At 56.1% G+C, this 23,280-nt stretch carries 24 protein-coding genes; 21 read left to right on the top strand and 3 right to left on the bottom strand.

Annotated features, from left to right (window positions below; translation table 11 throughout):
- The first annotated feature begins 6 nt into the window (after nt 1-6).
- From IBX51_RS03910 to IBX51_RS03895, 4 genes are read left to right on the top strand one after another with little or no spacing between them, the layout of a single operon-like run.
- Entirely contained in the window at nt 7-630 is a 624-nt protein-coding gene (locus IBX51_RS03910; protein ID WP_291828890.1) for a methylthioribulose 1-phosphate dehydratase, read from the top strand.
- Nucleotides 627-1,187, top strand: coding sequence for a cupin (locus IBX51_RS03905; protein WP_291828888.1), 561 nt, complete (start codon nt 627-629; stop codon nt 1,185-1,187). The genes IBX51_RS03910 and IBX51_RS03905 overlap by 4 nt, the downstream gene beginning before the upstream one ends.
- A complete protein-coding gene (gene mtnC / locus IBX51_RS03900) occupies nt 1,184-1,876 on the top strand; it encodes an acireductone synthase (RefSeq protein WP_291828886.1) in 693 nt (230 codons plus the stop codon). Before IBX51_RS03905 ends, mtnC begins: the two co-directional genes overlap by 4 nt.
- Nucleotides 1,877-1,887: 11 nt before the next feature.
- On the top strand, nt 1,888-2,949 hold the full coding sequence (locus IBX51_RS03895) for a DUF3080 domain-containing protein (RefSeq protein ID WP_291828884.1): 1,062 nt from the start codon (nt 1,888-1,890) through the stop codon (nt 2,947-2,949).
- Between the two features lie 76 nt (nt 2,950-3,025).
- Here the strand turns inward: IBX51_RS03895 and IBX51_RS03890 are convergent, their stop codons facing one another.
- The 3 genes from IBX51_RS03890 to arsC are packed head-to-tail and all read right to left on the bottom strand — an operon-like array spanning nt 3,026 to nt 4,404.
- Nucleotides 3,026-3,385: a DUF2069 domain-containing protein gene (locus tag IBX51_RS03890; RefSeq protein ID WP_291828882.1), complete on the bottom strand. Its 360-nt coding sequence runs from the start codon at nt 3,383-3,385 to the stop codon at nt 3,026-3,028.
- Nucleotides 3,386-3,425: 40 nt separating this feature from the next.
- On the bottom strand, nt 3,426-4,031 hold the full coding sequence (gene wrbA, locus IBX51_RS03885) for an NAD(P)H:quinone oxidoreductase (protein WP_291828880.1): 606 nt from the start codon (nt 4,029-4,031) through the stop codon (nt 3,426-3,428).
- 19 nt (nt 4,032-4,050) lie between these two features.
- Nucleotides 4,051-4,404 (bottom strand): arsenate reductase (glutaredoxin), encoded by a 354-nt coding sequence (gene arsC, locus IBX51_RS03880; protein ID WP_291828878.1) that lies wholly within the window; start codon nt 4,402-4,404, stop codon nt 4,051-4,053.
- 150 nt (nt 4,405-4,554) lie between these two features.
- Here arsC and IBX51_RS03875 point away from each other — a divergent pair, with 150 nt between their 5' ends.
- From IBX51_RS03875 to IBX51_RS03795, 17 genes are all read left to right on the top strand, one after another.
- Nucleotides 4,555-4,965: a TlpA disulfide reductase family protein gene (locus tag IBX51_RS03875; protein ID WP_291828920.1), complete on the top strand. Its 411-nt coding sequence runs from the start codon at nt 4,555-4,557 to the stop codon at nt 4,963-4,965.
- Complete coding sequence (dnaE, locus tag IBX51_RS03870) at nt 4,965-8,447, top strand: DNA polymerase III subunit alpha (protein WP_291828918.1); 3,483 nt, start codon at nt 4,965-4,967, stop codon at nt 8,445-8,447. Before IBX51_RS03875 ends, dnaE begins: the two co-directional genes overlap by 1 nt.
- 102 nt (nt 8,448-8,549) lie before the next feature.
- Nucleotides 8,550-9,503 carry an acetyl-CoA carboxylase carboxyl transferase subunit alpha gene (gene accA / locus IBX51_RS03865; protein ID WP_291828876.1) on the top strand — a complete coding sequence of 318 codons (954 nt, stop codon included), beginning with the start codon at nt 8,550-8,552 and terminating at the stop codon, nt 9,501-9,503.
- A complete protein-coding gene (gene tilS / locus IBX51_RS03860) occupies nt 9,487-10,830 on the top strand; it encodes a tRNA lysidine(34) synthetase TilS (RefSeq protein ID WP_291828874.1) in 1,344 nt (447 codons plus the stop codon). Before accA ends, tilS begins: the two co-directional genes overlap by 17 nt.
- A gap of 88 nt (nt 10,831-10,918) precedes the next feature.
- Nucleotides 10,919-12,547, top strand: coding sequence for a CTP synthase (locus tag IBX51_RS03855; RefSeq protein ID WP_291828873.1), 1,629 nt, complete (start codon nt 10,919-10,921; stop codon nt 12,545-12,547).
- Nucleotides 12,548-12,549: 2 nt separating this feature from the next.
- Nucleotides 12,550-13,395: a 3-deoxy-8-phosphooctulonate synthase gene (gene kdsA / locus IBX51_RS03850; protein WP_291828871.1), complete on the top strand. Its 846-nt coding sequence runs from the start codon at nt 12,550-12,552 to the stop codon at nt 13,393-13,395.
- 205 nt (nt 13,396-13,600) lie between these two features.
- Nucleotides 13,601-14,896, top strand: a complete 1,296-nt coding sequence (gene eno, locus IBX51_RS03845; protein WP_291828869.1) for a phosphopyruvate hydratase — start codon at nt 13,601-13,603, stop codon at nt 14,894-14,896.
- 200 nt (nt 14,897-15,096) lie between these two features.
- Nucleotides 15,097-15,369 (top strand): septum formation initiator family protein, encoded by a 273-nt coding sequence (locus IBX51_RS03840; protein ID WP_291828867.1) that lies wholly within the window; start codon nt 15,097-15,099, stop codon nt 15,367-15,369.
- 144 nt (nt 15,370-15,513) lie between these two features.
- Nucleotides 15,514-16,215, top strand: a complete 702-nt coding sequence (ispD, locus tag IBX51_RS03835) for a 2-C-methyl-D-erythritol 4-phosphate cytidylyltransferase (protein WP_291828866.1) — start codon at nt 15,514-15,516, stop codon at nt 16,213-16,215.
- A gap of 45 nt (nt 16,216-16,260) precedes the next feature.
- A complete protein-coding gene (ispF, locus tag IBX51_RS03830) occupies nt 16,261-16,740 on the top strand; it encodes a 2-C-methyl-D-erythritol 2,4-cyclodiphosphate synthase (RefSeq protein ID WP_291828864.1) in 480 nt (159 codons plus the stop codon).
- Entirely contained in the window at nt 16,737-17,795 is a 1,059-nt protein-coding gene (gene truD, locus IBX51_RS03825; RefSeq protein ID WP_367166335.1) for a tRNA pseudouridine(13) synthase TruD, read from the top strand. Before ispF ends, truD begins: the two co-directional genes overlap by 4 nt.
- A gap of 17 nt (nt 17,796-17,812) precedes the next feature.
- The gene (gene surE / locus IBX51_RS03820; protein WP_291828862.1) at nt 17,813-18,583 is read left to right on the top strand and encodes a 5'/3'-nucleotidase SurE; all 771 of its coding nucleotides are present in this window, start codon (nt 17,813-17,815) and stop codon (nt 18,581-18,583) included.
- A complete protein-coding gene (locus IBX51_RS03815) occupies nt 18,580-19,236 on the top strand; it encodes a protein-L-isoaspartate(D-aspartate) O-methyltransferase (protein WP_291828860.1) in 657 nt (218 codons plus the stop codon). The genes surE and IBX51_RS03815 overlap by 4 nt, the downstream gene beginning before the upstream one ends.
- The gene (locus IBX51_RS03810) at nt 19,236-20,219 is read left to right on the top strand and encodes a DUF368 domain-containing protein (RefSeq protein WP_291828858.1); all 984 of its coding nucleotides are present in this window, start codon (nt 19,236-19,238) and stop codon (nt 20,217-20,219) included. Before IBX51_RS03815 ends, IBX51_RS03810 begins: the two co-directional genes overlap by 1 nt.
- A gap of 288 nt (nt 20,220-20,507) precedes the next feature.
- Nucleotides 20,508-21,284: a peptidoglycan DD-metalloendopeptidase family protein gene (locus tag IBX51_RS03805; protein WP_291828856.1), complete on the top strand. Its 777-nt coding sequence runs from the start codon at nt 20,508-20,510 to the stop codon at nt 21,282-21,284.
- A gap of 192 nt (nt 21,285-21,476) precedes the next feature.
- Nucleotides 21,477-22,469 carry an RNA polymerase sigma factor RpoS gene (gene rpoS, locus IBX51_RS03800; protein ID WP_291828854.1) on the top strand — a complete coding sequence of 331 codons (993 nt, stop codon included), beginning with the start codon at nt 21,477-21,479 and terminating at the stop codon, nt 22,467-22,469.
- A 196-nt stretch (nt 22,470-22,665) separates the two neighbouring features.
- Entirely contained in the window at nt 22,666-23,241 is a 576-nt protein-coding gene (locus tag IBX51_RS03795) for a chalcone isomerase family protein (protein WP_291828852.1), read from the top strand.
- Nucleotides 23,242-23,280: the final 39 nt, after the last annotated feature.

Raw genomic sequence — 23,280 nt, 5'->3', positions numbered from 1 at the left:
ATGCGTGTGTTTGATGTAACCCGATACGCCACCGCCGCTCAGTCAATTATTGATGCGGGTCGGTTTCTGTATGACCGGGGCTGGTCCCCGGCTACCAGCAGCAACTACTCTGCACGGATCGACCCTGACCACGTTGCCATTACCGTATCAGGGCGCCATAAGGGCCAGTTGACCGCCGGCGATGTCATGGTGGTGGATCTGAATGGTCGAGCGGTACAAAGTGAATGCACTTCGTCCGCCGAGACGTTGTTGCACACGGTTCTTTACCAGATGTTTCCGGACGTTGGCGCTGTGTTGCATACGCACTCGGTTAAGGCAACGGTGCTGAGCCGGTTGACCCAAGGTAATACACTGACTGTTGAGGGTTACGAACTTCAGAAAGCATTTTCCGGAGTTAAAACCCACGATGCTGTCCTCAGCATTCCAGTCTTTGATAACACTCAGGACATTCCAGCGTTGGCGGAAGAGTCCCAGGCATGGTTCCGCGAACATCCGGAGCAGCCGGGCTATTTGATACGGGGCCACGGCCTTTACACCTGGGGTAAAACCATGGCCGACTGCCTGCGCCACGTAGAAGCCTTCGAATTCCTGTTTGAATGTGAACTTGAAACCATGAGAGCTCGCCCATGACCACCCTGAGTATTTTTAACCAGAGCCAGCCAGACGCAGCCCATACGGTCACGACCGATCCGCAGACTATTGCAGAGGCCCTCGGCAAGCAGGGTGTGCGCTTTGAACGTTGGCCGACCCGGAATTTGCCGGCCGATGCCACTCAGGAGCAGATACTGGCCGTGTATGCTGATGAGGTGGCTGCGTTAAAGCGGGAATGCGGGTTTCAGACCGCAGATGTAGTGAGTCTGAACCCGGACAACCCGCAAAAAGAAGCATTCCGGCAGAAGTTTCTGGATGAGCATACCCACAGCGAAGACGAAGTTCGGTTTTTTGTGCGAGGTCAGGGCTTATTCTATCTGCACTTTGGCGACCAGGTTTATGCGCTGATGTGCGAAAAGAACGACCTTATCAGCGTGCCGAACGGAACCCATCACTGGTTTGATATGGGCCCGGAGCCGGAGTTTACCTGCATTCGCCTGTTTACCAACCCTGAGGGCTGGGTTGCCAGTTTTACCGGCGAAGACATTGCCGCCCGTCTGCCAAGGTATGAGGCACTTGCAGGAGCGGCAGAATGATTCGTGTGGTTCTGACCGACATTGAAGGCACCACCAGTTCCATTTCGTTTGTACACGACGTGCTGTTCCCTTACGCCAGCCAACATCTGCCGGATTTTATTCGCGCTCATCACCACACCACCCCGGCTGTGACAGAACAGCTGGCTCTGGTGGCTCAGAAAAGTGGGGTAGACGGAAAGGATCTTGAAGGCCTGATCAATGTGCTGCAAAACTGGATTGCGGAGGATAGAAAAGAAGGGCCGCTCAAAGCGTTGCAAGGCATGGTTTGGGAACAGGGATACCATCAGGGCGAGTTGAAAGGGCATATCTATGCCGATGCCGCCGATTACCTTCAGCGCTGGCATGATCGAGGCTTGAGATTGTTCGTATATTCATCGGGTTCTGTAAAAGCTCAGAAACTGATCTTTGGTTACAGCAACGAGGGTGACTTTACGCCCTTTTTCTCTGGCTATTTTGATACCGCCGTCGGCGGCAAGAAAGAGCCGCAGTCGTATCAGAACATTCTGGCAGAGCTGGGCGTTGATCCAGAGTCAGTGTTATTTTTGTCGGACATTGAGGCAGAGTTAAAAGCAGCAGAGCATGCCGGTCTGAAAACCGTCTGGCTGGTCCGGGAGGGTGAGTTACCAGACAGCGGGCGACCGGTTGCGCGAGACTTTGCGGAGGTGGACGCACTACTGCGAAAGCGTTAGGAGGTTAGACAATGCCCGGACATCCACTGCTGCAATGGCTGGTTCCGGGTATCTGTGCCCTGCTACTGGCTGGTTGCAACCCTTTTGGTGACGCCGAGCCCATGATGGAGGAGTACCTGGAGCGCCTTGGTCGGGTGCTCGACACGCCTGTGGTCGCTATTCCCAATACCCTGCCCGATGCTTCGACGCCTCCCCGCCGCCGTGAACGTGTACTGGATATGCCCGACCTTGAGTTGGGCATGCTTGACTTTATGTCGTTGTACGGTTGTGAATTGCAGTACGTAGTCGGGGAGAGAAACTCGGTTATGGGCCGGGTGATGCAGCCGCTGAATCGGCTTCGTTATGAGATTCGGTTTATCCGGGCTGCGCAAGACTGCCTCTCGCAGGTGGAGGACGAAGGTCTTGAGCAGACCTTGCTTGGCGCAATCGAAAGCAAACGGGCCTCGCTCCCCATCGCTGTGTGGAATGCAACCTGGGGTGTCGAGGAGGTTGAGCGCTTACTGACTCTGTCTAAAGGTTTCTATCCGGTGGCGTCGGAGTCCGATGTGGTGTCTGACCTGACACGAGATCTGGGGCAGATGAATCAGGCTGTGTCGGCGTTGGCTGCGCAGCAGCTTGACGTATCTTTGGACGATCTGGGCCGTATCCATCAGCGTTGGCAAGCCGAGTTCCGTGCTGGCCAGATCATCAACAGTGCCCGCCTACTGATTGCCAGCTTGAATGCAGGCAGTGACATGATCAAAACGCGGCTGGATGAGCGGCCTCTGTGTCTGAACAGCCGTCCTAATAATCAGTCAGACATTGTCCGTAATTTTTTCTTTAATATTTACATCGGTGAAGTTCAGCCATACATGAGCGATGTCAGCAGAGCCAGGGATTCGTTGATTGTAGCTTTGGCTGAGCTGGCGGACCAACAGCGGGAGGTTATGCCCGAGAGCTTTGAGCACTGGTATCAACGCCATCTGTCGGATCAGTCCGACATCAGCATCTGGCGGCAGCTTGATCAGGCCATGATGCAGCACACCCGGCATTGGCAGGAACTGCTGGGTCAATGTGGCATGCGACCGGGTTGATGGCTGCCTGTGTGGCAGCGTGGGCCTGGTGTGCTCGGGCTCGGTCATCTGGGTTAATGTCTGGTCTGTTGCACTCTCAGTGGGCAACCGGGCGGTTAACTTTCAGATGAACCATGGCCACGCTGAACAGGAGGAACGTTAGTATTGTCAGAATGACCGGGCCGACTGCGCCCTGGCTGAGCCAGGCCGACACAACACCTTGAGTGAAGTAGAAGATCACCACGAACCCCAGCCAGATGTAGCCACGGTTGTGGCCCCGGAAGACCGGTACGGCAAAGGCCAGTAAGGGCAGTAGTTTGACGGACAGCATCAGCGTTAACGACACCCCTTCTACGGGCGCCGGGTAGAATGTGGTTATCAGTAGTGTCGCGAGCACGCCCAGATAAAGCGCAATGGTCAGGCGGGCAGTGGTTTTGGCTTTGTCGTTGTGGAGCATAGGGTTATCCGGATTGGTCAGTGGGTATCTAAGAGCTGGGTCAGTCCGCCAGTTTTGTCGCCAGGCCTGCAAGGCGCTGTCCAAAAGCCTGGCACAGGGTTTTTTCGTGATCGCTCAGTGGGTTCTGTGCTCCGGTGCCGGCCCAATGGGTGGGGCCATATGGCGTGCCGCCGGTCGTAGTCTCGCTCAGGGCACTTTCGGAATAGGGCAGGCCGCACAATATCATGCCGTGGTGCAGCAACGGCATCATCATGGTCAGCAGGGTTGTTTCTTGGCCGCCATGCAGACTGCCGGTTGAGGTAAAGGCCCCGGCTGGCTTGCCCGAAAGCTTGCCGTTCAGCCAGAGATCGCCTGTGCTGTCGAGGAAATGCTTGAGCGGTGCCGCCATATTGCCGAAGCGGGTTGGGCTACCCAGGGCGAGACCGGCGCAATTGGCCAGTTCATCTCGTGTGGCGTATGGCGCGCCGACGTCGGGTACCGGAGGCAGGCTGGCGATAGTGTTCTCCGATACCGTCGGAACCGTCCGGATCTTTGCTTCAATACCCGCCACTCTGGCCACGCCCCGACCTATCTGGCTGGCCATCTCGGCGGTTTGACCATTACGGCTATAGTAAAGTACGAGGATGTAGGGTGTTGGCTCGCTCATGTCTGCTCCTGAGGCTGGCTTAAAGAATGTTCAGAACATTCTCTGGGGGTCTTCCTATGGCCGCTTTTCCGTTGGCCAGCACAATGGGACGTTCGATCAGCTTGGGGGTGCTTACCATGGCCCTGATCAGCTGAGCCCTGGTGAGTTCGGGGTTGTCCAGCCCTTGTTCTTTGTACTCGGATTCTTTGGTGCGCATTAATGTACGGGGTTCGCAATCCAGAAGATCAAGAATCTGTAACAGTTCTTGCTCTGTTGGTGGTGTCTCCAGGTAGCGTATAATCTCCGGTTCGACACCGTTTTGCTTAAGCAGCTCAAGGGTCTGGCGAGATTTCGAGCACCGCGGGTTGTGGAAAATTCGGGTTGGTTCTGTCATGGTCATGCCCGGCTTACAGTGATGACTTCGGTCTATTTTGTGGACCGTAGTCTAACAGGAGGATATCCCTTGCAGTACCCTCGGACCCTGTCCATTCGACTGACCCCGACTCTGCTCCGCCGGCGCTGGCTGGTGTTTGCCCTGTTGAGCATGACCCTGATTCTGTCCGGTTGCGAAAGAACAGAGCTTGAACGGTCCGATGGTATCCTGGTGAACTGGGACGACTACCGAGGCCGATGGGTTCTGGTTAACTACTGGGCTGAGTGGTGCAAGCCCTGCCTGGAGGAGATTCCAGAGCTTAATCATCTCGACAAGGCGCCGGACATTACGGTGCTGGGCGTTAATTTTGATGGCATCGAAGGGCAAGCGCTGGAAGAGCTTGGCCATCGCATGGGCATTGAATTCACGATGCTGGGCCGAGACCCGGCACCAGAGTTTGGCTGGAAGATGCCGATGGCGTTGCCCGCCACGTTTGTGGTTGGCCCAAATGGCAAGCTTGTTGAAACACTCTTCGGCCCCCAGACCGAAGACGATATCCGTACACTGATTGGCAACAGATGATGGCAAATACCTTCGTACATCTTCGCGTGCATTCGGAATACTCCATGGTAGATGGCTTGGTACGAGTCAAGCCACTGATCAAGCGTGTGGCCGAACTGGGCATGCCGGCGGTCGGGCTCACGGAACAATCCAACATGTGTTCGCTGGTGCGTTTCTACCAGGCGGCAATGGGCGCGGGTGTGAAGCCGGTCATCGGTGCCGATCTGTGGCTTGAAAACCCGGAAGAGCCTGAAAACCCTTTCCGGCTGACTCTGTTGGCGCGAGATGACAAAGGCTATCGTCACCTTACCGAAATTATCTCGTTGGGCTACACCGAGGGTCAGCGGTACGGCAAGCCGATTATCCGGAAAGCCTGGCTGGAGGCCCGTGCCCGTGGCCTGATAGCCCTCTCGGGTGCCAAAATGGGCGATGTAGGCAGGGCTCTGCTGGCGGATAAGCCGGAGCTGGCCCGGGAGCGCGCCCGTTATTGGATGAACCTATACCCGAACAGCTATTACCTGGAACTGCAGCGCACCGAGCGAGCGGGCGATGAGGACTGCCTGCACCTGAACGTGCAGCTGGCTGGAGAAATGGGCCTGCCGGTGGTGGCTACCAACGATGTGCACTTTCTGGAAGCCGATGATTTCGAGGCTCATGAAGCCCGGGTTTGCATTGGTGAAAGCCGCACCCTGGACGACCCGCGCCGGGATCGCCGTTTCAGCGAGCAGCAATATCTGCGCAGCCCTGAGGAAATGATCGAGCTGTTCTCGGACATTCCGGAAGCGGTGGAGAACACCCTCGAAATTGCCCGGCGCTGCACGGTCAATGTTACCCTTGGCGAGTACTCCCTGCCGAACTACCCGATTCCTGACGGTCTCACCATCGATGAGTATTTTCGCAAAGTGTCCGAGGAAGGGCTTGAAGCCCGGTTGGCGGTTACCCTGCCCAAGGACGACCCGGACTACGAGAAAAAGCGCGGCGAGTATTACCAGCGCCTGAATTTCGAGCTGGATATCATCACCCAGATGGGGTTTCCCGGTTACTTCCTGATCGTGATGGACTTCATTAAATGGGCCAAGAACAACGGCGTGCCGGTGGGTCCGGGCCGTGGTTCGGGTGCCGGCTCCCTGGTGGCTTATGCACTGCTGATTACCGATCTGGACCCGCTGGAATACGACCTGCTGTTCGAGCGTTTCCTGAACCCGGAGCGGGTCTCCATGCCCGACTTTGACGTCGACTTCTGCATGGAAGGCCGCGACCGGGTCATCGAATACACCGCCCAGAAGTATGGCCGCGAGGCCGTCTCCCAGATCATCACCTTCGGCACCATGGCCGCCAAAGCGGTGGTGCGGGATGTGGCGCGGGTTCAGGGCAAGTCCTACGGCCTTGCTGATAAGCTCTCCAAACTAATCCCGTTCGAAGTGGGCATGACGCTCAGCAAAGCCATTGAGCAAGAGCCCCAACTCAAGGAGTTTCTGGAGCAGGACGAAGAAGCCCAGGAAATCTGGGAAATGGCCCTGAAGCTGGAAGGGGTGTGCCGTAACGCCGGTAAACACGCCGGGGGTGTGGTCATTGCGCCCACCAAGATTACCGATTTTTCGCCGCTGTACTGTGATGATGAGGGCGGCAGCCTGGTTACCCAATTCGACAAGAACGATGTTGAAGAGGCCGGGCTGGTTAAGTTCGACTTCTTGGGTTTGCGGACGCTGACCATCATCAAGTGGGCGCTGCACATGATCAACCCGCGCCGGCAGGAGCGCGGAGAAGGAGAGCTGGACATAGCTGCCATCCCGCTGGATGACAAACGCTCCTTCGAGCTGCTCAAGAAAGCCGAGACCACTGCGGTATTTCAGTTGGAATCCCGGGGCATGAAAGACCTGATCCGGCGCCTGCAGCCAGACTCCCTGGAAGACATGATTGCCCTGGTAGCGCTGTTCCGCCCGGGGCCTTTGCAATCCGGCATGGTGGATGACTTCATCGACCGCAAGCACGGTCGTCAGCCGTTGTCTTATCCGCATCCGGATTATCAATACGACGGCCTGAAACCGGTACTGGAGCCTACCTACGGTGTCATCCTGTATCAGGAGCAGGTTATGCAGATTGCTCAGGTGATGGCTGGCTATAGCCTGGGTAACGCGGACATGTTGCGCCGGGCGATGGGTAAGAAAAAGCCTGAAGAAATGGAAAAACAAAAGGCGTTCTTCCTGGATGGCTGTGCCAAAAACGGCATTGATAAAACGCTGGCCGAAAACATCTTCGACCTGGTGGAAAAGTTCGCAGGTTACGGTTTCAACAAGTCTCACTCGGCTGCCTACGCCCTGGTGTCGTATCAGACTCTCTGGATGAAGGCTCATTATCCGGCTGAGTTTATGGCGGCAGTTTTGACCGCCGATATGCAGAACACCGACAAGGTGGTGACGCTGGTCGAAGAATGCCGGAATATGAAGCTTGACCTTCTGGTTCCCGATGTTAGCCGGTCTGAGTACACTTTCACGGTGAACGATCAAGGACAGATTATATACGGTTTGGGCGCCATCAAAGGTTTGGGTGAAGGCCCGATTGACAGTGTGGTTGCGGCCGCCAAAGAGGGCGGACCGTTCCTCGATATCTTCGATTTCAGCCGCCGGGTTGACCTGAAGAAGGTCAACAAGCGCGCCATGGAAGCGCTTATTCGCGCGGGCGCCATGGATAAACTGGGTGCCAGTCGTGCCCAACTGATGGCGAGCATCGACAAGGCCGTGCAGCAGGCCGGCCAACAATCCCGGAATGATGCCGTCGGTATGGTCGACATGTTTGGGGAAATGCTGGAAGGCGGAGAAGATAGCGACCCCTACGAGGATGTGGCCGGGGTTCGTGAGTGGCCTGAAAAACAGCGTCTTAAAGGCGAAAAAGACACCCTCGGCATTTACCTCACGGGACACCCGTTCGACGAATACGAAAGAGAGGTGCGGCGGTTTGTGCGGTCGTCCATTGCCGACCTCAAGCCCAATAAGTCACCCCAACGGGTGGCTGGTCTGGTGGTGGCCCAACGCACAATGAAAACCCGCACTGGTTCAACCATGTGCTTCATCACACTGGACGATCGCAGCGCCCGTATTGAAGCTACGCTGTTCTCTGAGGCCTTTTTTGAGAACCGGGAGTTGTTACAATCGGACCAGGTGATTGTTGTGGAAGGGCAGGTCAGTCACGACGATTACTCAGGGCAAATGAAAATGCGGGTAAGCTCAGTGATGGATGTAGCCACCGCTCGGCAGCAGTTCAGTCGGGGTATCCGGTTGGCCTTGCACTCGGAGCAACTGCAGAATGGCCTGCTGGACAAGCTGGACGAAACCCTGCGTCCGTTCCGTAATGATGGCAGTCCGGTCTGGATTGAATACAGCAGTGCGGAGGCTCGAACTCGCATTGAACTCGGTGAGTCCTGGCGGGTGCAGCCCGATGACAACTTGTTGTTCGAGCTGAAACACCTGGTGGGCGACCAGTCTGTAGAACTGGTCTATGATTAATACCAATGTCCGCTTTAGTTGCGTGATTTGCGCTGCTATCTTTGTCCCAAATTCTGGTTATGGCGGGTTTGAGCCTGCCTGGCAATCAAATGATGGAACATCATGAACCCTAATTACCTGGATTTCGAACAGCCAATCGCCGATCTTGAAGCCAAAATTGAAGAGCTTCGCATGGTTGGTAACGACACCGACATCAACATTACCGATGAAATCAGTCGTCTGAAAAAGAAAAGCGTCAGCCTGACTGAGACCATCTTTTCTGATCTGCAGTCCTGGGACGTAGCCCGGCTGGCGCGTCATCCCCGCCGGCCCTACACCCAGGATTACATCGATCTGATTTTTGATGATTTCGATGAATTGCACGGCGACCGCCGCTACGCGGACGATCAGGCCATCATCGGTGGCACTGCCCGTCTGGACAATACGCCGGTGATGGTTATTGGCCACCAGAAAGGCCGTGAAATACGCGACAAGGTCAAGCGTAACTTTGGCATGCCGCGCCCGGAAGGTTACCGTAAGGCGTTGCGCCTGATGGAAATGGCTGAGCGCTTCAAGATGCCGATCCTCACGTTTATTGATACACCGGGTGCCTATCCGGGCATTGGTGCTGAAGAGCGTGGCCAGAGTGAGGCCATCGCTTTTAACCTGGCGGTGATGTCTCGTCTGAAGACGCCGATCGTTTCTACGGTGATTGGTGAGGGCGGTTCCGGCGGCGCGCTGGCCATTGGTGTGTGCGACCAGTTGAATATGTTGCAGTACTCCACCTACGCGGTGATCTCTCCAGAAGGTTGTGCGTCTATCCTGTGGAAGAGTGCGGAATATGCGGCCCAGGCGGCGGAGGCCATGGGTGTAACCGCCCAGCGCCTGAAAGAGTTGGGCGTTGCCGACAATGTGATTGACGAGCCTCTTGGTGGTGCGCACCGGAACCCCGAAGAAATGGCAAAAACTTTGAAGGTGCGACTGGCGAAAGGTGTCGCTGAGCTAAGCCGGCTGCCGCTGGATGAGCTGGTCTCCCGCCGTTATGAACGTCTAACCAAGTATGAAGGCGGGCGGTAACGCCATCCAGCCCCCCGGCTGGCCTGACGACCTGCTTGGGCCAGTCTGCTCACTCCCCGAGTACACGAGACTTTGGGTCGCCTTTAGTGGCGGCCTGGATTCGGCTTTGTTGCTGCAGGTTGCAGCGGCCTGTCATCCTGATGTCACTGCCTTACACGTCAATCATCAGCTCCAGCCAAACCATGAACAAACTGAGCAGTTCTGCCGGGATGAGTGCGCGCGACTGGGTGTGCAATTGGTGGTGGAGCGGGTTGATGTGGCCCTTGCCAACACCGGGGCCGGCGGGCTGGAAGGCGCCGCAAGAAGCGCCCGCTACCAGGCATTCAAAAATCGATTAGGTGATAACGATTTGATACTGATGGCTCACCATGGTGATGATCAGGCTGAAACAGTACTGTTTCGTTTGCTCCGAGGAACAGGTGTTCACGGTCTTGCGGGTATGCCCGGCACTAGGCCTCTGGGTCGCGGGTGGCTTTTTCGTCCATGGCTGGAGGTCAGTCGTGAACGACTGGAGCAGATGGCGCGCGCTTCGGGTATGGCCTGGGTAGAGGATCCGAGCAATACCAGCCTGGCGTTTGATCGCAACTATCTGCGCCACAGTGTCTTGCCGGGCCTGAAATCCCGTTGGCCGGGACTGCTCAAGCGGATGGCTCGTACGGCTCGTGCCTGTGGCGAGAGCGAATGGCTCAATCAGCGGCTGGCAGAACTTCAGTGGCGGAGCTGTGCAGATGCCGGTCGATTGAAACTTGAGCCCTTTCAGGGCTTGAGCGGAGCCGAGCAAACTAATCTGATGCGTTGGTGGATTCACCGCCAGGGGTGGCGGGTACCGGCGTTGTCTGACTGGGATAAGGCCTTGCAAAGCATGCTGAACGCTGGTGAAGACCGGGTCCCTGAAATCCGGGGAGAGGGTTTCAGCCTTCGGCGTTATCGGGCGCATCTTTACCTGGTGCCGAACCTAGGCGTTCCGGATTCGACAGCGGATCTTGTTCCCGGTCGGATACTCCAATGGGGACCTTGGCGGCTGCAATTGGTGCCAAAACTCTCGGCCGCTAACCCAAAGATCACACCGCCGCCAATACGGGTATCTACGAGGCAAGGCGGCGAACGGTTACGCTTGGCTGCTGCAGAGCCGTCACGCGCCTTAAAAACCTGGCTGCAGGAGCAGGGCGTGCCGCCCTGGGAGAGAGCTTTGCTGCCGCTGGTTTACCGGCACGGGCAGGGAATCAGTGAGCTGATCGCCGTTGGCGATTTGTGGTGTTCTGAACAATACTCGGGAAGCGCCCCTGCCGCCGGCTGGCGGCTGATCGTGGAGAGGGATTGTGATTGAGTAGAGGGGTGCTTTCTGGTAGTCTGGCGACCCATCTTGAGATGAACAATCTCCCTCCTTCACCGAACCAGATAATCACGGAATCTGCATGACGCGTTATATTTTCGTCACCGGCGGTGTCGTGTCCTCCTTGGGGAAAGGTATTGCGTCTGCCTCACTGGCAGCCATCCTCGAGGCACGCGGCCTGAAGGTCACTATTCTCAAGCTGGACCCGTACATCAACGTGGACCCCGGCACCATGAGCCCGTTCCAGCACGGTGAGGTATTTGTCACCGAAGATGGCGCGGAAACCGACCTCGATCTGGGCCACTACGAACGCTTTATTCGTACCCCCATGAGCAAGCGCAATAACTTCACCACCGGTCGTGTGTATGAAGAAGTTATCCGCAAAGAGCGTCGTGGCGATTATCTGGGCGGCACCGTCCAGGTCATCCCCCACATCACCGATGAGATCAAGCGCCGTGTCGTTGAGGGCGCTGCTGGCTCGGACGTAGCCATGATTGAAGTGGGTGGCACCGTGGGCGACATCGAATCGTTGCCGTTCCTCGAAGCCTGCCGCCAGCTCAAGGTGGAAGTGGGCCCCCAGCGCGCCTTGTTCATGCACCTGACCCTGGTGCCTTACATTGCGACCGCTGGCGAGATCAAAACCAAACCGACCCAGCATTCGGTCAAAGAAATGCGCTCCATCGGTCTGCAGCCGGACATCCTGCTGTGCCGGTCCGATCACGAAGTTGATATCAGCTCCCGTCGCAAGATTGCCCTGTTCACCAACGTGGAAGAGCGGGCGGTCATTCCGTTGCAGGATGCCAAGTCCATTTACGCCATTCCACGCATGTTGCACGAGTATGGTCTGGATCAGCTGGTGATCGAGCGCTTCAACCTGCAAGCCCGTGAGGCAGATCTGAGCGAGTGGGACGAGGTTGTGGAGTCACTGATGAATCCGCAGCACGAAGTCACCATCGCTATGGTCGGCAAGTACATGGAGCTTCTTGAGGCCTACAAATCCCTGATTGAGTCCTTGCTGCACGCGGGCATCAAAACCCTTACCAAGGTCAATATCAACTATATCGACTCCGAAGACATCGAACGTGACGGCACCTGTGTGCTGGAATCCGCCGATGCGATTCTGGTGCCGGGTGGTTTTGGTGAGCGTGGCGTTGAGGGCAAGATTCGCGCGGTACAGTACGCCCGTGAAAACAAGGTTCCTTACTTGGGCATTTGCCTTGGCATGCAGGTTGCGGTGATCGAGTATGCCCGTAACGTAGCAGGCCTCAAAGATGCTCATAGTACCGAGTTCCGCGAGCATAGCCCGGCCCCAGTGGTTGGCCTGATTACCGAATGGCTGGATGCAAGTGGTAACACGGAAGCGCGTACCGAAGCCTCAGATCTGGGCGGTACCATGCGCCTGGGCGCACAGGATTGCGTGCTGACCGATGGCTCGACTATTGCGGCCTGTTACGGCAAGAAAACCATTCGTGAGCGTCACCGCCACCGCTATGAGGTCAATAACCACTTCCTGCCGAAGCTGGAAGAAGCGGGCCTGAAGATTTCCGGCCGCTCGACCGATGGCCGGCTGGTGGAAGTGGTGGAAGTGCCGGATCACCCGTGGTTTGTGGCTTGCCAGTTTCACCCGGAATTCACCTCGACACCCCGCGACGGCCATCCGCTGTTCAAGGGTTTTGTTGAGGCAGCACTGGCCAACAAGAAAGGATCCTGAGCATGGCGCAGAGCATGGTCAACGTCGCCGGTATTGAAGTTGCCAATGATCGGCCCTTCGTGCTCTTTGGTGGCATGAACGTACTGGAATCCGCCGAGTTGGCGATGGACGTGGCTGAAGCCTACGTGCAAGCCACCCGCAAGCTGGGCATCCCCTATGTGTTCAAGGCTTCCTTCGACAAGGCCAATCGCTCCTCCGTGAACTCCTTCCGTGGCCCCGGTCTGGATAAAGGTTTGCAGATACTGGCGGACATCAAGAGCAGGTTTGGTGTTCCCATTATCTCGGATGTTCACACTCCGGAGCAGGCGGCGCCGGCTGCCGAGGTGTGCGACATCATCCAGTTGCCGGCGTTTCTCAGCCGGCAGACCGATCTGGTGGTTGCCATGGCCAAAACCGGTGCGGTGATCAACATCAAGAAAGCCCAGTTTCTGGCGCCTCAGGAAATGAAGCACATCATCACCAAGTGCGAGGAAGCCGGCAACGACAAGGTGATTCTGTGCGAACGTGGCAGCAGCTTCGGCTATAACAACCTGGTGGTTGACATGCTGGGCTTTGGCATAATGAAGTCGATGAACGTGCCGGTGATGTTTGATGTCACCCACTCGTTGCAGATGCCTGGCGGGCGAGCTGACTCTGCGGGCGGACGACGGGCCCAGGTGACCGACCTGGCGCTGGCGGGTATGTCGCAGGGCCTGGCCGGGTTGTTCCTGGAGGCGCATCCTGATCCGGATCAGGCTAAATGCGATGGCCCTTGCGCCCTGCGCCTGAGCCAGCTGGAGCCATTCCTTCAGCGGGTGAAAGCAGTGGATGATCTTGTTAAGAGTTTTAAACCTATCGACACCGCCTGATTGGCGGTGTTCGTTTTTGTCCTGTTCGGGAGTACGAGCAGGTGGGGGATGGCTTTCCGAAACACGCTCCTTCGGCACATCCATGTGACGCTTGGGCTCCGCCATCCATGGCTCCGCACAGTTTCGGAAAGTCATCCCCCACCTGCTCTAGGCTGAACTTATAACTTGAACCGTTTAGATACAGAAAATCTGGAGAAATTTCCGCATGACCAAGATTGCCAACATCAAAGCTCGTGAAGTTCTGGACTCGCGCGGTAACCCGACAGTAGAAGCGGATGTGATTCTTGAGGACGGCACCCTGGGTCGTGCGTGTGCGCCCTCCGGTGCTTCTACCGGTTCCCGCGAGGCGCTGGAATTGCGCGACGGTGATAAGTCCCGTTACCTCGGTAAAGGTGTTCGCAAAGCGGTTGCTGCAATCAATGGCCAGATTCGTGATGCCCTGGTGGGCAGGGATTCAGCAGATCAGCGTAGCCTGGACCAGATCATGATTGATCTGGACGGCACCGAGAACAAAGCCAACCTGGGCGCGAACGCGATTCTGGCGGTATCTCTGGCCGCCGCGAAGGCTGCTGCCATTTCACTGGGCAAACCGTTGTACGAACACATCGCAGACATCAACGGCACTTCTGGTGAGTTCTCCATGCCGGTGCCGATGATGAATATCCTGAATGGTGGTGAGCACGCCGACAACAACGTCGATATCCAGGAATTCATGGTCCAGCCGGTGTCCGTGAAAAGCTTTGCCGAGGCGCTGCGCGTGGGTGCCGAGATCTTCCACAGCCTGAAAAAAGTACTGAAGGCTCAGGGCTTGAACACCGCTGTTGGCGACGAGGGCGGTTTTGCGCCGAACCTGCCGTCCAATGAGGCTGCTCTGGCGGTGATCAAGGAAGCGGTTGAAAATGCGGGCTATGAGCTGGGCAAAGATGTCACCTTGGCTCTGGACTGCGCGTCTTCCGAGTTTTACAAGGACGGCCAGTACAACCTGTCTGGTGAAGGTAAGAGTTTCGATTCCGAAGGCTTTGCCGATTATCTGGCGGGCCTGTGCGAGCGCTACCCGATTGTGTCTATTGAAGACGGCATGGACGAGAGCGACTGGGATGGCTGGAAGGTGTTGACCGACAAGCTGGGCGACAAGGTCCAGTTGGTGGGCGACGATCTGTTTGTCACCAACACCAAGATCCTGAAGCAGGGTATTGAGAAGGGTGTGGGTAACTCGATCCTGATTAAGTTTAACCAGATCGGCAGCTTGTCCGAGACTCTGGATGCCATCAAGATGGCCCAGGATGCCGGTTATACGGCGGTGATTTCTCACCGTTCCGGTGAAACCGAAGATACTACCATTGCGGACCTGGCGGTAGCGACCTGCGCGGGCCAGATCAAGACCGGTTCTTTATGCCGCTCTGACCGTGTTGCCAAGTACAACCAGTTGCTGCGGATTGAAGAGGCGCTGGAAGGCAAGGCCCCTTATCTGGGGCTGCGTGAAATCAAGGGTCAAGGTTAAGCTTTAGCGACGATCCCTGGCCTGCTGGTGGTTGTTGGCAGGTAACAAAATGTTAAGGCCATCGCGTTCCGGATGAAAATTTGGAAACGATGGCCTTTTTGCACAGTGACTTACATGAAGTTGTTGCTAATCTACTATAAGGTCTATACTTGATCTTCAACGCTGACTTTAATTCTGGTTATTTTCTGAGCTAATCTGGCATGAAAACGCTTTGGGCCATTCTGGTAGTGCTGATTCTCCTGCTGCAGGTTCGCCTGTGGGTCGGGGAGGGTAGCTTTGCTCAGGTTTGGTCGCTGGAGAAGGCGATTGCGGAGCAGCGAGCAGAGAATGCCGAGTTGGCTGGGCGTAATGACCGGCTTTATGCAGAGGTGCGTAATCTTCGTAATGAGCAGGGGGCGGTAGAGGAGCGTGCCCGGATGAACCTCGGGCTTATTCGTGAAGACGAGACTTTTTTCTTGGTCGTCGAGAACTAAATTCCGTGCATAGAGCACCGGGGTCCTTCTTTCCGGGAACCGCTACGAGCACATCCATGTGCGCTTCTCTCAGGCCATCCTTGGCCTTCGACATTCCCGGAAAGAAGGGCCCCGGTGCTCCCCGTACTGTGTGCAGAGCCGTCTATGACAAATCCTGAACTTTGGCTTGTTATCCCTGCCGCTGGCATTGGTCAGCGCATGAACGCTGAATGCCCCAAGCAGTACCTCAAGATCAATAATCGTTTCATTCTCGATATCACGCTCTCCCGTTTATTGGATAACGCGTCGTTCAAAGGTTGTATGGTGCCGTTGAATCCGGCGGATCATTGGTGGCCCGATAGTGAATCGGCTAAGGATGATCGAATCCAGAGTTGCACCGGTGGTAAAGAACGAGCGGATTCGGTGCTCTCGGCATTGCATGCGCTGTCGGAGCAGGCTAATGACAGTGACTGGGTGCTGGTGCACGATGCCGCGCGGCCGTGCCTGGACGCGCATGATCTTTCCAATCTGATCGATACCCTTTTCGAGCATCCCGTCGGCGGGCTGTTGGCTGCGCCAGTGGCGGACACTTTGAAGCTGGCGGCTGAGGGAGATCAGCCTGAGGTGGAGCAGACGGTGGATCGGCGCCGGCTCTGGCGGGCGTTGACTCCGCAGATGTTTCGGTTCGGCGCGCTCAGGGCAGCGCTGGAGTCTGCACTGGAAAATGGCCATGCGGTGACTGATGAGTCCTCTGCCATGGAGTTTTCCGGTAAACTGCCGGCTTTAGTGGAAGGCCGGGCGGATAATCTCAAGATTACGGTGCCGTCGGACCTGGCGCTGGCCGAGTTTATTCTTGGCCGGCAGTAGGGCTTTCCTCTCCATGTAACTTCCTGTCTGGTTTCGGAGACGATCATGCGTATTGGCCAGGGCTTTGATGTCCATGCCTTTTGTGAGGGCGATTTTGTCATTTTAGGGGGTGTTGAGATTCCCCACAGTCATGGTCTGAAAGCCCATTCGGATGGTGATGTGCTGCTGCATGCGTTAGCGGATGCTTTGCTGGGCGCGGCGGCGCTGGGTGATATCGGTCATTTGTTTCCGGATACCAGTGATGAGTGGGCCGGAGCGGATAGCCGAGACCTTTTGCGGCGGGTGATGCAGCGGGTGTTGGACGAAGGCTTTGCGGTGGTGAATGTCGATACTACGATCATTGCCCAGTCTCCGAAGCTGGCTCCTCATGCAGAAGCCATGCGGCTCAATATTGCTGAAGATCTTGGTGTTCCGGTCAGTCGTGTGAGTGTTAAAGCGACTACCACTGAAAAACTGGGATTTACTGGCCGGGGTGAGGGTATTGCCTGTCAGGCAGTGTGTTTGCTTGAGCCGGTGAGTCTGTGAGTGCGGTAGAGGGGGCTCCTCGCTGGCGGCTGGATTGGCCGACATCATCTGGAATGCGGCCAGGTAAAGCCCTGCTGAAAACCTCGCCGGAGGATTTCCGGGTGATTGAGCAGCTGTGGCCAGAGTTTGAAGCGCCGGGGACGGGCTCTTCGGGAGCTGGTGAGCATCTGTGCGTGCGTATAGAGAAAACCGGCGACAACACAGAGTACGTTGCTCAGGAGTTGGCCGCACTGGCGGGTTGTAAAGCTTTTGAGGTGGGTTTTTGTGGTCTGAAAGACCGTCATGCGGTCACGGTGCAGTGGTTCAGTCTTTACTGTCCGGGCCGGGAAGCCAGAGACGCCGAGCTTCTGGCCACCATTGCCGAGCGTTGGCCGGTACTGGGCAGCCATCGCCATGCCCGCAAGCTCCGTCGGGGCGAGCATCGTTACAATGGCTTTGACCTGGTGCTTCGCGAGGTTTCCGGAGATCCGGCGACGTTGGAGCAGGCATTGGCTGTGCTGGCTGAGCGGGGAGCGCCTAATTATTTTGGGCCGCAGCGGTTTGGTCATGAGGGTGGCAACCTGGATCGGGCGGTGAATCTTGACCCGTCCCGGTTGAACCGGAAAAAAGGTGGTCGCCGTGGCGGTGGCGGAAGCGGTTCGAAAAACGTATTGTACTTTTCGGCGGCACGTTCCTGGCTATTTAACGAAGTGCTGGCAGAGCGAGTCTGTGCAGGCAGCTGGTATGTTTGCCTGCCTGGGGAGCCTGAAGCGAGTGGTGAGCCCACCGGCCCACTCTGGGGTGATGGTGGCACCAGTGCGAGTGAAGACCTCGCGCTGTTTGAGCGAGCGGTTGTTGCCAAACATCCGGAATTTGAAAAGCTGTTTTTAAGTACCCGAATGAAACCTGAACGACGTGCCTTGGTGACCCGGCCAGAACAGTTGCATTGGCAATGGTTGGACCAAAGCACCCTGCGGCTGCAATTTTTGCTTCCGCCAGGGCAGTACGCCACGACGGTGCTGGGTGATATTTTTGAGCTGCAGGACATGAGCCTCAGCCGTGATAACAAGCGATAAAGCTAGCGGAGAACACTGTGCGTATTCTGTTGTCGAATGATGATGGCGTGCATTCACCCGGGCTGGTGGCTCTTTACGAGGGTCTTCAGGGGCTGGGTGAACTTGAAGTGGTTGCGCCGGACCGTGATCACAGCGGTGCCAGCAACTCACTGACACTCAGCCGTCCGTTGACGGTTGAAGATCACCCTAACGGCTTTCACTCGGTGGACGGTACGCCGACAGACTGTGTGCATCTTGCGGTTAACGGACTGTTCAATGAACCCTTTGACCGTGTGGTTTCGGGGATCAATACCCACGCTAATCTTGGCGATGACGTCATCTATTCCGGCACCGTAGCCGCAGCCACCGAAGGCCGTCATCTTGGTCTGCCCGCGATTGCTGTCTCGTTAGTGAATAATGGCCATTTCCACTATCAAACAGCGGCTCGCGTAGTGCGGATGCTGCTGGAAAGCACGCGAGCGTTGTCTCTTGGGCCTCGCTCGATTCTGAACGTGAACGTGCCTGATGTGTCCTGGAGTGAGTTGTCCGGCTTTCGGGTGACTCGCCTTGGGCATCGGGAGCGAGCTGAAGGCGCAGTCCCGATGACCTGCCCAAGGGGCAAACAGCGTTACTGGATTGGCGCCGCAGGCCGTGGCGGCGATGCCGGACCGGGAACGGATTTTCACGCCGTGCGTGAAGGGTATGTTTCGATTACCCCGGTTCAAATTGATATGACCCGTCATGAGTCACTGTCTGGCCTCCGGGAGTGGGTAGACGGCTTACCCGGCCTGGAGGGTACGCAGGCATGAGTGCTCAGCTTGAAGGCATCGGAATGACGTCAAGGCGCACTCGAATGCGCCTGGTGCAGCGGTTGCGCGATGCTGGCATTGAGTCAGACCGGGTTTTGGAAGTTATCGGTCAGGTACCTCGGCATATCTTTCTGGATGAGGCCCTGGCCCATCGCGCTTATGAAGACACTTCGTTACCGATCGGTTACAGCCAGACCCTGTCTCAGCCTCATACAGTAGCCCGTATGACGGAGTTGTTGCTGGCCCATGAGCCAGCCCGGGTGCTTGAGCTGGGCACTGGGTCCGGGTATCAGACCACCGTGTTGTCGCAACTGTTTGCAGAAGTCTACAGTGTTGAGCGAATTCGCCCCCTGCAGGAGCGCGCTCGAGAACGCCTGCGTCAGCTCAATATCCGTAACGTCATGCTCAAGCATGCGGATGGCGGAATGGGCTGGCCCGAGCGGGGGCCGTTTGACGGCATTATCGTGACAGCGGCTCCGGTTGAGGTTCCTCAGGAGTTGATGGATCAGCTGGATGAGGGTGGCGTTCTGATCGCGCCTGTGGGTGAGTACAAACAGGTTCTGGTGGAGATTATCCGCAAGGGTGACCGTTTCGAGCGTCGTGAACTGGAACCGGTGCACTTTGTGCCGCTGCTTGGCGGAGTGGTTCGCTGATGGACCACCCCGGGGAGCGCGTAACAGCCCGCCAACATCATCCTGTAACGGTATTTTTGCGGGGCATGGCGATGGGCGCCGCAGACATTGTGCCTGGTGTGTCTGGCGGCACCATTGCATTTATTACCGGTATCTATTTTCGGCTGCTTGAAGCGATCAGTGCAGCCCCCGTCGCTTTTATACAGCGACTGCTGAAAGGCGACTTTGCAGGTTTCTGGCGGTCTGTGGATGGCACCTTCCTGGCTTTCCTGCTGGCCGGTGTGCTCACCAGTGTTGCCAGCCTGGCCTCTGTTATTACCTGGTTGTTGCAAACCCACCCGGTGCTGATCTGGAGCTTTTTCTTTGGGCTCATTGTTGCGTCGGTGTGGCACGTGGGGCAGCAGGTTCGCCGGGCCTCTGCAGTACTTCTGCTTCCTTTGTTGGCAGGCATTGCGTTTGCGTGGTGGATAACGACATTGCCTGCGAGTGAGTTGGCGCCATCTGGTCTTGCCTTCTTCGGTGCCGGAGCATTGGCGATTTGCGCGATGATTTTGCCGGGTATCTCCGGGAGCTTTCTGCTGCTTATCATAGGTATGTATGCGCCAGTGCTGGCAGCCATCAAGACCTTTGAAGTTGCTCACCTGGGCTTGTTTATTGCCGGATGCATGGTCGGTTTGTTGTCGGTTGCCCGTTTGATTACGCTGGCCTTCCGTCATTTCCACGACGCCGTTTTGGTGTTGTTGACCGGCTTTATGATGGGTGCGCTGGGCCGGGTTTGGCCCTGGCAAGAAACCTTGAGCTGGCGGACCGACAGCGCTGGTGAGCGGGTGGCGGTCAGTCAGTCTCCGGTGGGGCCTGAAACCTGGGCGAGCCTGTATGGCCAAGACCCCCAGATTCTATTGGCGTGTGGTATGGCGTTGGTGGGGGTGTTGCTGGTGCTCACGCTGGAATGGTCCGGACGGATCGCAGAGCGGCGGCACAGGATGGCCGGGCTGAATGGGTGAAAAGTGTTACCCGGCGCACAACATGATTGTTCCAGACGGTAACAATCCTGTGCGCAGAGTAACTTGGAATTGCTCATAAATCGTGCAATATATTAATAAGTTAGTCCTGAAACATGAGAAACTGCTTTGTTAAGACCGGTTTCTCAGATGGATTTATTATAAAAGGGCGTTTTTTATTACGTGATGTATCTAAAGTGGCACATCCAAGCTGTTGTTCCATTCAGGCCCTGGCCTGTTTCGGAAGCCGTGTGTCAGCGTTTATCCTCCAAGCGTACAGGGGCACTGGCCATGATTGGCCTGTTGGTTGGCCTGATGCTTTCCGGGTGTAACACCAATGCTATCTATGGTGATGACCTCTACAACCCTCCGGTTTACTGGGGAAGCCATGTGGTCAAACCCGGTGAAACCCTCTACGGCATTGCCTGGCGATATGGCCGTGATTATCGCGAGCTGGGCGATGCCAATGGCCTGTCGGCACCCTGGACTATCAGAGTCGGCCAGGTGCTCCGACTGGATAAGAAGGGCACCATACGCCAGACTGCTCAGGCCTCAACCTCACCAGCCCCGTCTCGCCAGGCGGCGGCACCAAGGCCATCGGCAAGCACGCCGACGCCCTCCCGAACGGCTGCACCGCCGCCCGCCAGGACCACAACGCCACCTGCGCGACAAACAACTGGCAGCCAAACGGTCGGCAACATCCAGTGGCAATGGCCGCATTCTGGCACTGTTATTGCTAATTTTTCAGAGTCAGGAAAAGTCAATAAAGGTATTGATATTGCCGGGAAACCCGGGGATGCTGTTAAAGCGGCATCAGGAGGTAACGTCGTGTATGCCGGTAGTGGGTTGCTGGGTTATGGCAACCTGATCATCGTCAATCATAACGAGCAGTACCTGAGCGCATATGCGCACAACCGCAAGATTTTGGTGCAAGAGGGGGAGAATGTTAACGCCGGACAGGTGATCGCTGAATTAGGTAGCTCTGGTACTGATAAGCCAATACTGCATTTTGAAATTCGCAGGAACGGAAACCCGGTTGACCCAGCCAGATACCTGCCAAAGCGCTAGAAACAGGAAGCTGGACGTTTCCGATGTGATTGCCCGGAAGGCCTGACCAAGAACCGCGAAGTAGAACAACAATAACGGCAACTGTGATTGCCAGCCAACTAGCAAATGTCCTGAAGAAAACCAACACCGGAACAGTCCGCAATAATAAAAAGTCTCGGGCGACCACAGGATTATTGAGAGGCGGGGTAGAAAATGTCAGCAGAGCAAGAAGACATCATTATTGATCGCGTTGAAGATATTGAAGACGCAGACGAGCATCAGTTAGCAGAAGACAAGCCGGATAAGTCATCACCAGACGAACCGGTGGCCGAAGACGATTTTCCCACCAAGGGTAAGTATTACACCAGCGCCAAGCAGCTGGATGCCACCCAGCTTTACCTCAACGAAATCGGGTTTTCACCCCTCCTTACACCGGAAGAAGAAGTCTACTTCGCGCGTCTGGCACGCAAGGGTGAAGAGTCTGGCCGTAAGCGCATGATAGAAAGTAACCTGCGACTGGTCGTGAAAATAGCTCGCCGGTATGTGAACAGAGGTCTGACGCTGCTTGATTTGATCGAAGAGGGTAACCTTGGTCTGATTCGCGCTGTTGAGAAGTTTGACCCGGAGCGGGGTTTCCGCTTTTCGACTTATGCCACCTGGTGGATCCGTCAAACCATTGAGCGGGCCATCATGAACCAGACCCGCACCATCCGTTTGCCCATCCATGTGGTAAAAGAACTGAACCTTTATCTGCGTGCTGCCCGCGAACTGACCCAGAAACTTGACCACGAGCCCACGGCAGAAGAAATTGCCCGGATGGTGGACAAGCCTGTTCAAGACGTCAAGCGCATGCTCGGTCTGAATGAGCGGGTGGCGTCGATGGATACGCCGATTGGTGTTGGCAGCGACAAATCCTTGCTGGATACGGTTGCAGATGAGGGCGCGTCTGATCCGGCCGATCTCCTGCAGGACAATAACATGTGTTCCTGCCTTGAAAAGTGGATTGACCAGCTCAGTGACAAACAGCAGGAAGTGCTTTCGCGCCGCTTCGGGCTTCGGGGTTATCCCATCAGTACCCTGGAGGAAGTGGGCCAGGAAATTGGGTTGACTCGTGAGAGGGTCCGGCAGATCCAGGTTGAAGCATTACGCCGCCTCAGAGAGATTCTTGAGAAGGAAGGACTGTCTGGAAGCTTGCTGTTCAAGTAACCAGCAGCGACGGGTAATCTGTAAAAGCCGACCATGGCAGCATGGTCGGCTTTTTTGTTGAATGTGGCAGCAAATGAGAACCAAGTGGCGATTGCCCCGCAATTATCATTGTTAGAATGGCGACGCGGGCCGGTGAGTGGGAGTCGGCCCGGTAACGGATGACGCATTCAATAATAATGATCGAAAGGAAGGGATTATGAAGAAGACGCTTACGGCAGGTTTTTCAATATTGCTGCTTGCCGGTAGCCTGGCTATGCCGGCTTACGCCTTGAATGTTGGCGGTGTGGACGTACCGGATACCTACTCTACCATGGGGCATGAACTTCAGCTCAATGGCGCCGGCACGCGTTCCAAATGGTTCATGAATCTTTACGTTGGTGGTCTCTATGTTCCTGAGAAAGTGAATGACGCTGAATCTGTGATTGTGGCTGATGAGCCTCAGGCCATTACGTTGCACATTATCTCTGGCATGATTACCAGTGAACGAATGACAGAAGCCACGATGGACGGTTTTAAAGCTGCTACAGGTGGTGATCTGTCCAGGATACAGGTTGAAGTGGACCAGTTCATGGCAGTGTTTCAGGAAGAGATCCGGGAAGGCGACGTGTTTGATTTGGTGTACCTGCCAGACATCGGCGTGCAGGTTTTCAAGAATGGAGAGCAGCGTGACAGTGTTGGCGACCTAGAGTTCAAGAAGGCCCTTTTCGGCATCTGGTTATCTGATAGGCCCGCTCAGAAAGACTTAAAAGAACGAATGCTGGGCAAGCGTTAAGGTGTCAACAGAGCTCTGCGTTCACAGAAAAGCCGGCAT

It is taken from the genome of Marinobacter sp., from assembly GCF_014859525.1.
Classification (GTDB): domain Bacteria; phylum Pseudomonadota; class Gammaproteobacteria; order Pseudomonadales; family Oleiphilaceae; genus Marinobacter.
Note: the sequence above shows the minus strand (reverse complement) of the source record. Positions and strands in the feature narration are given on the sequence as shown.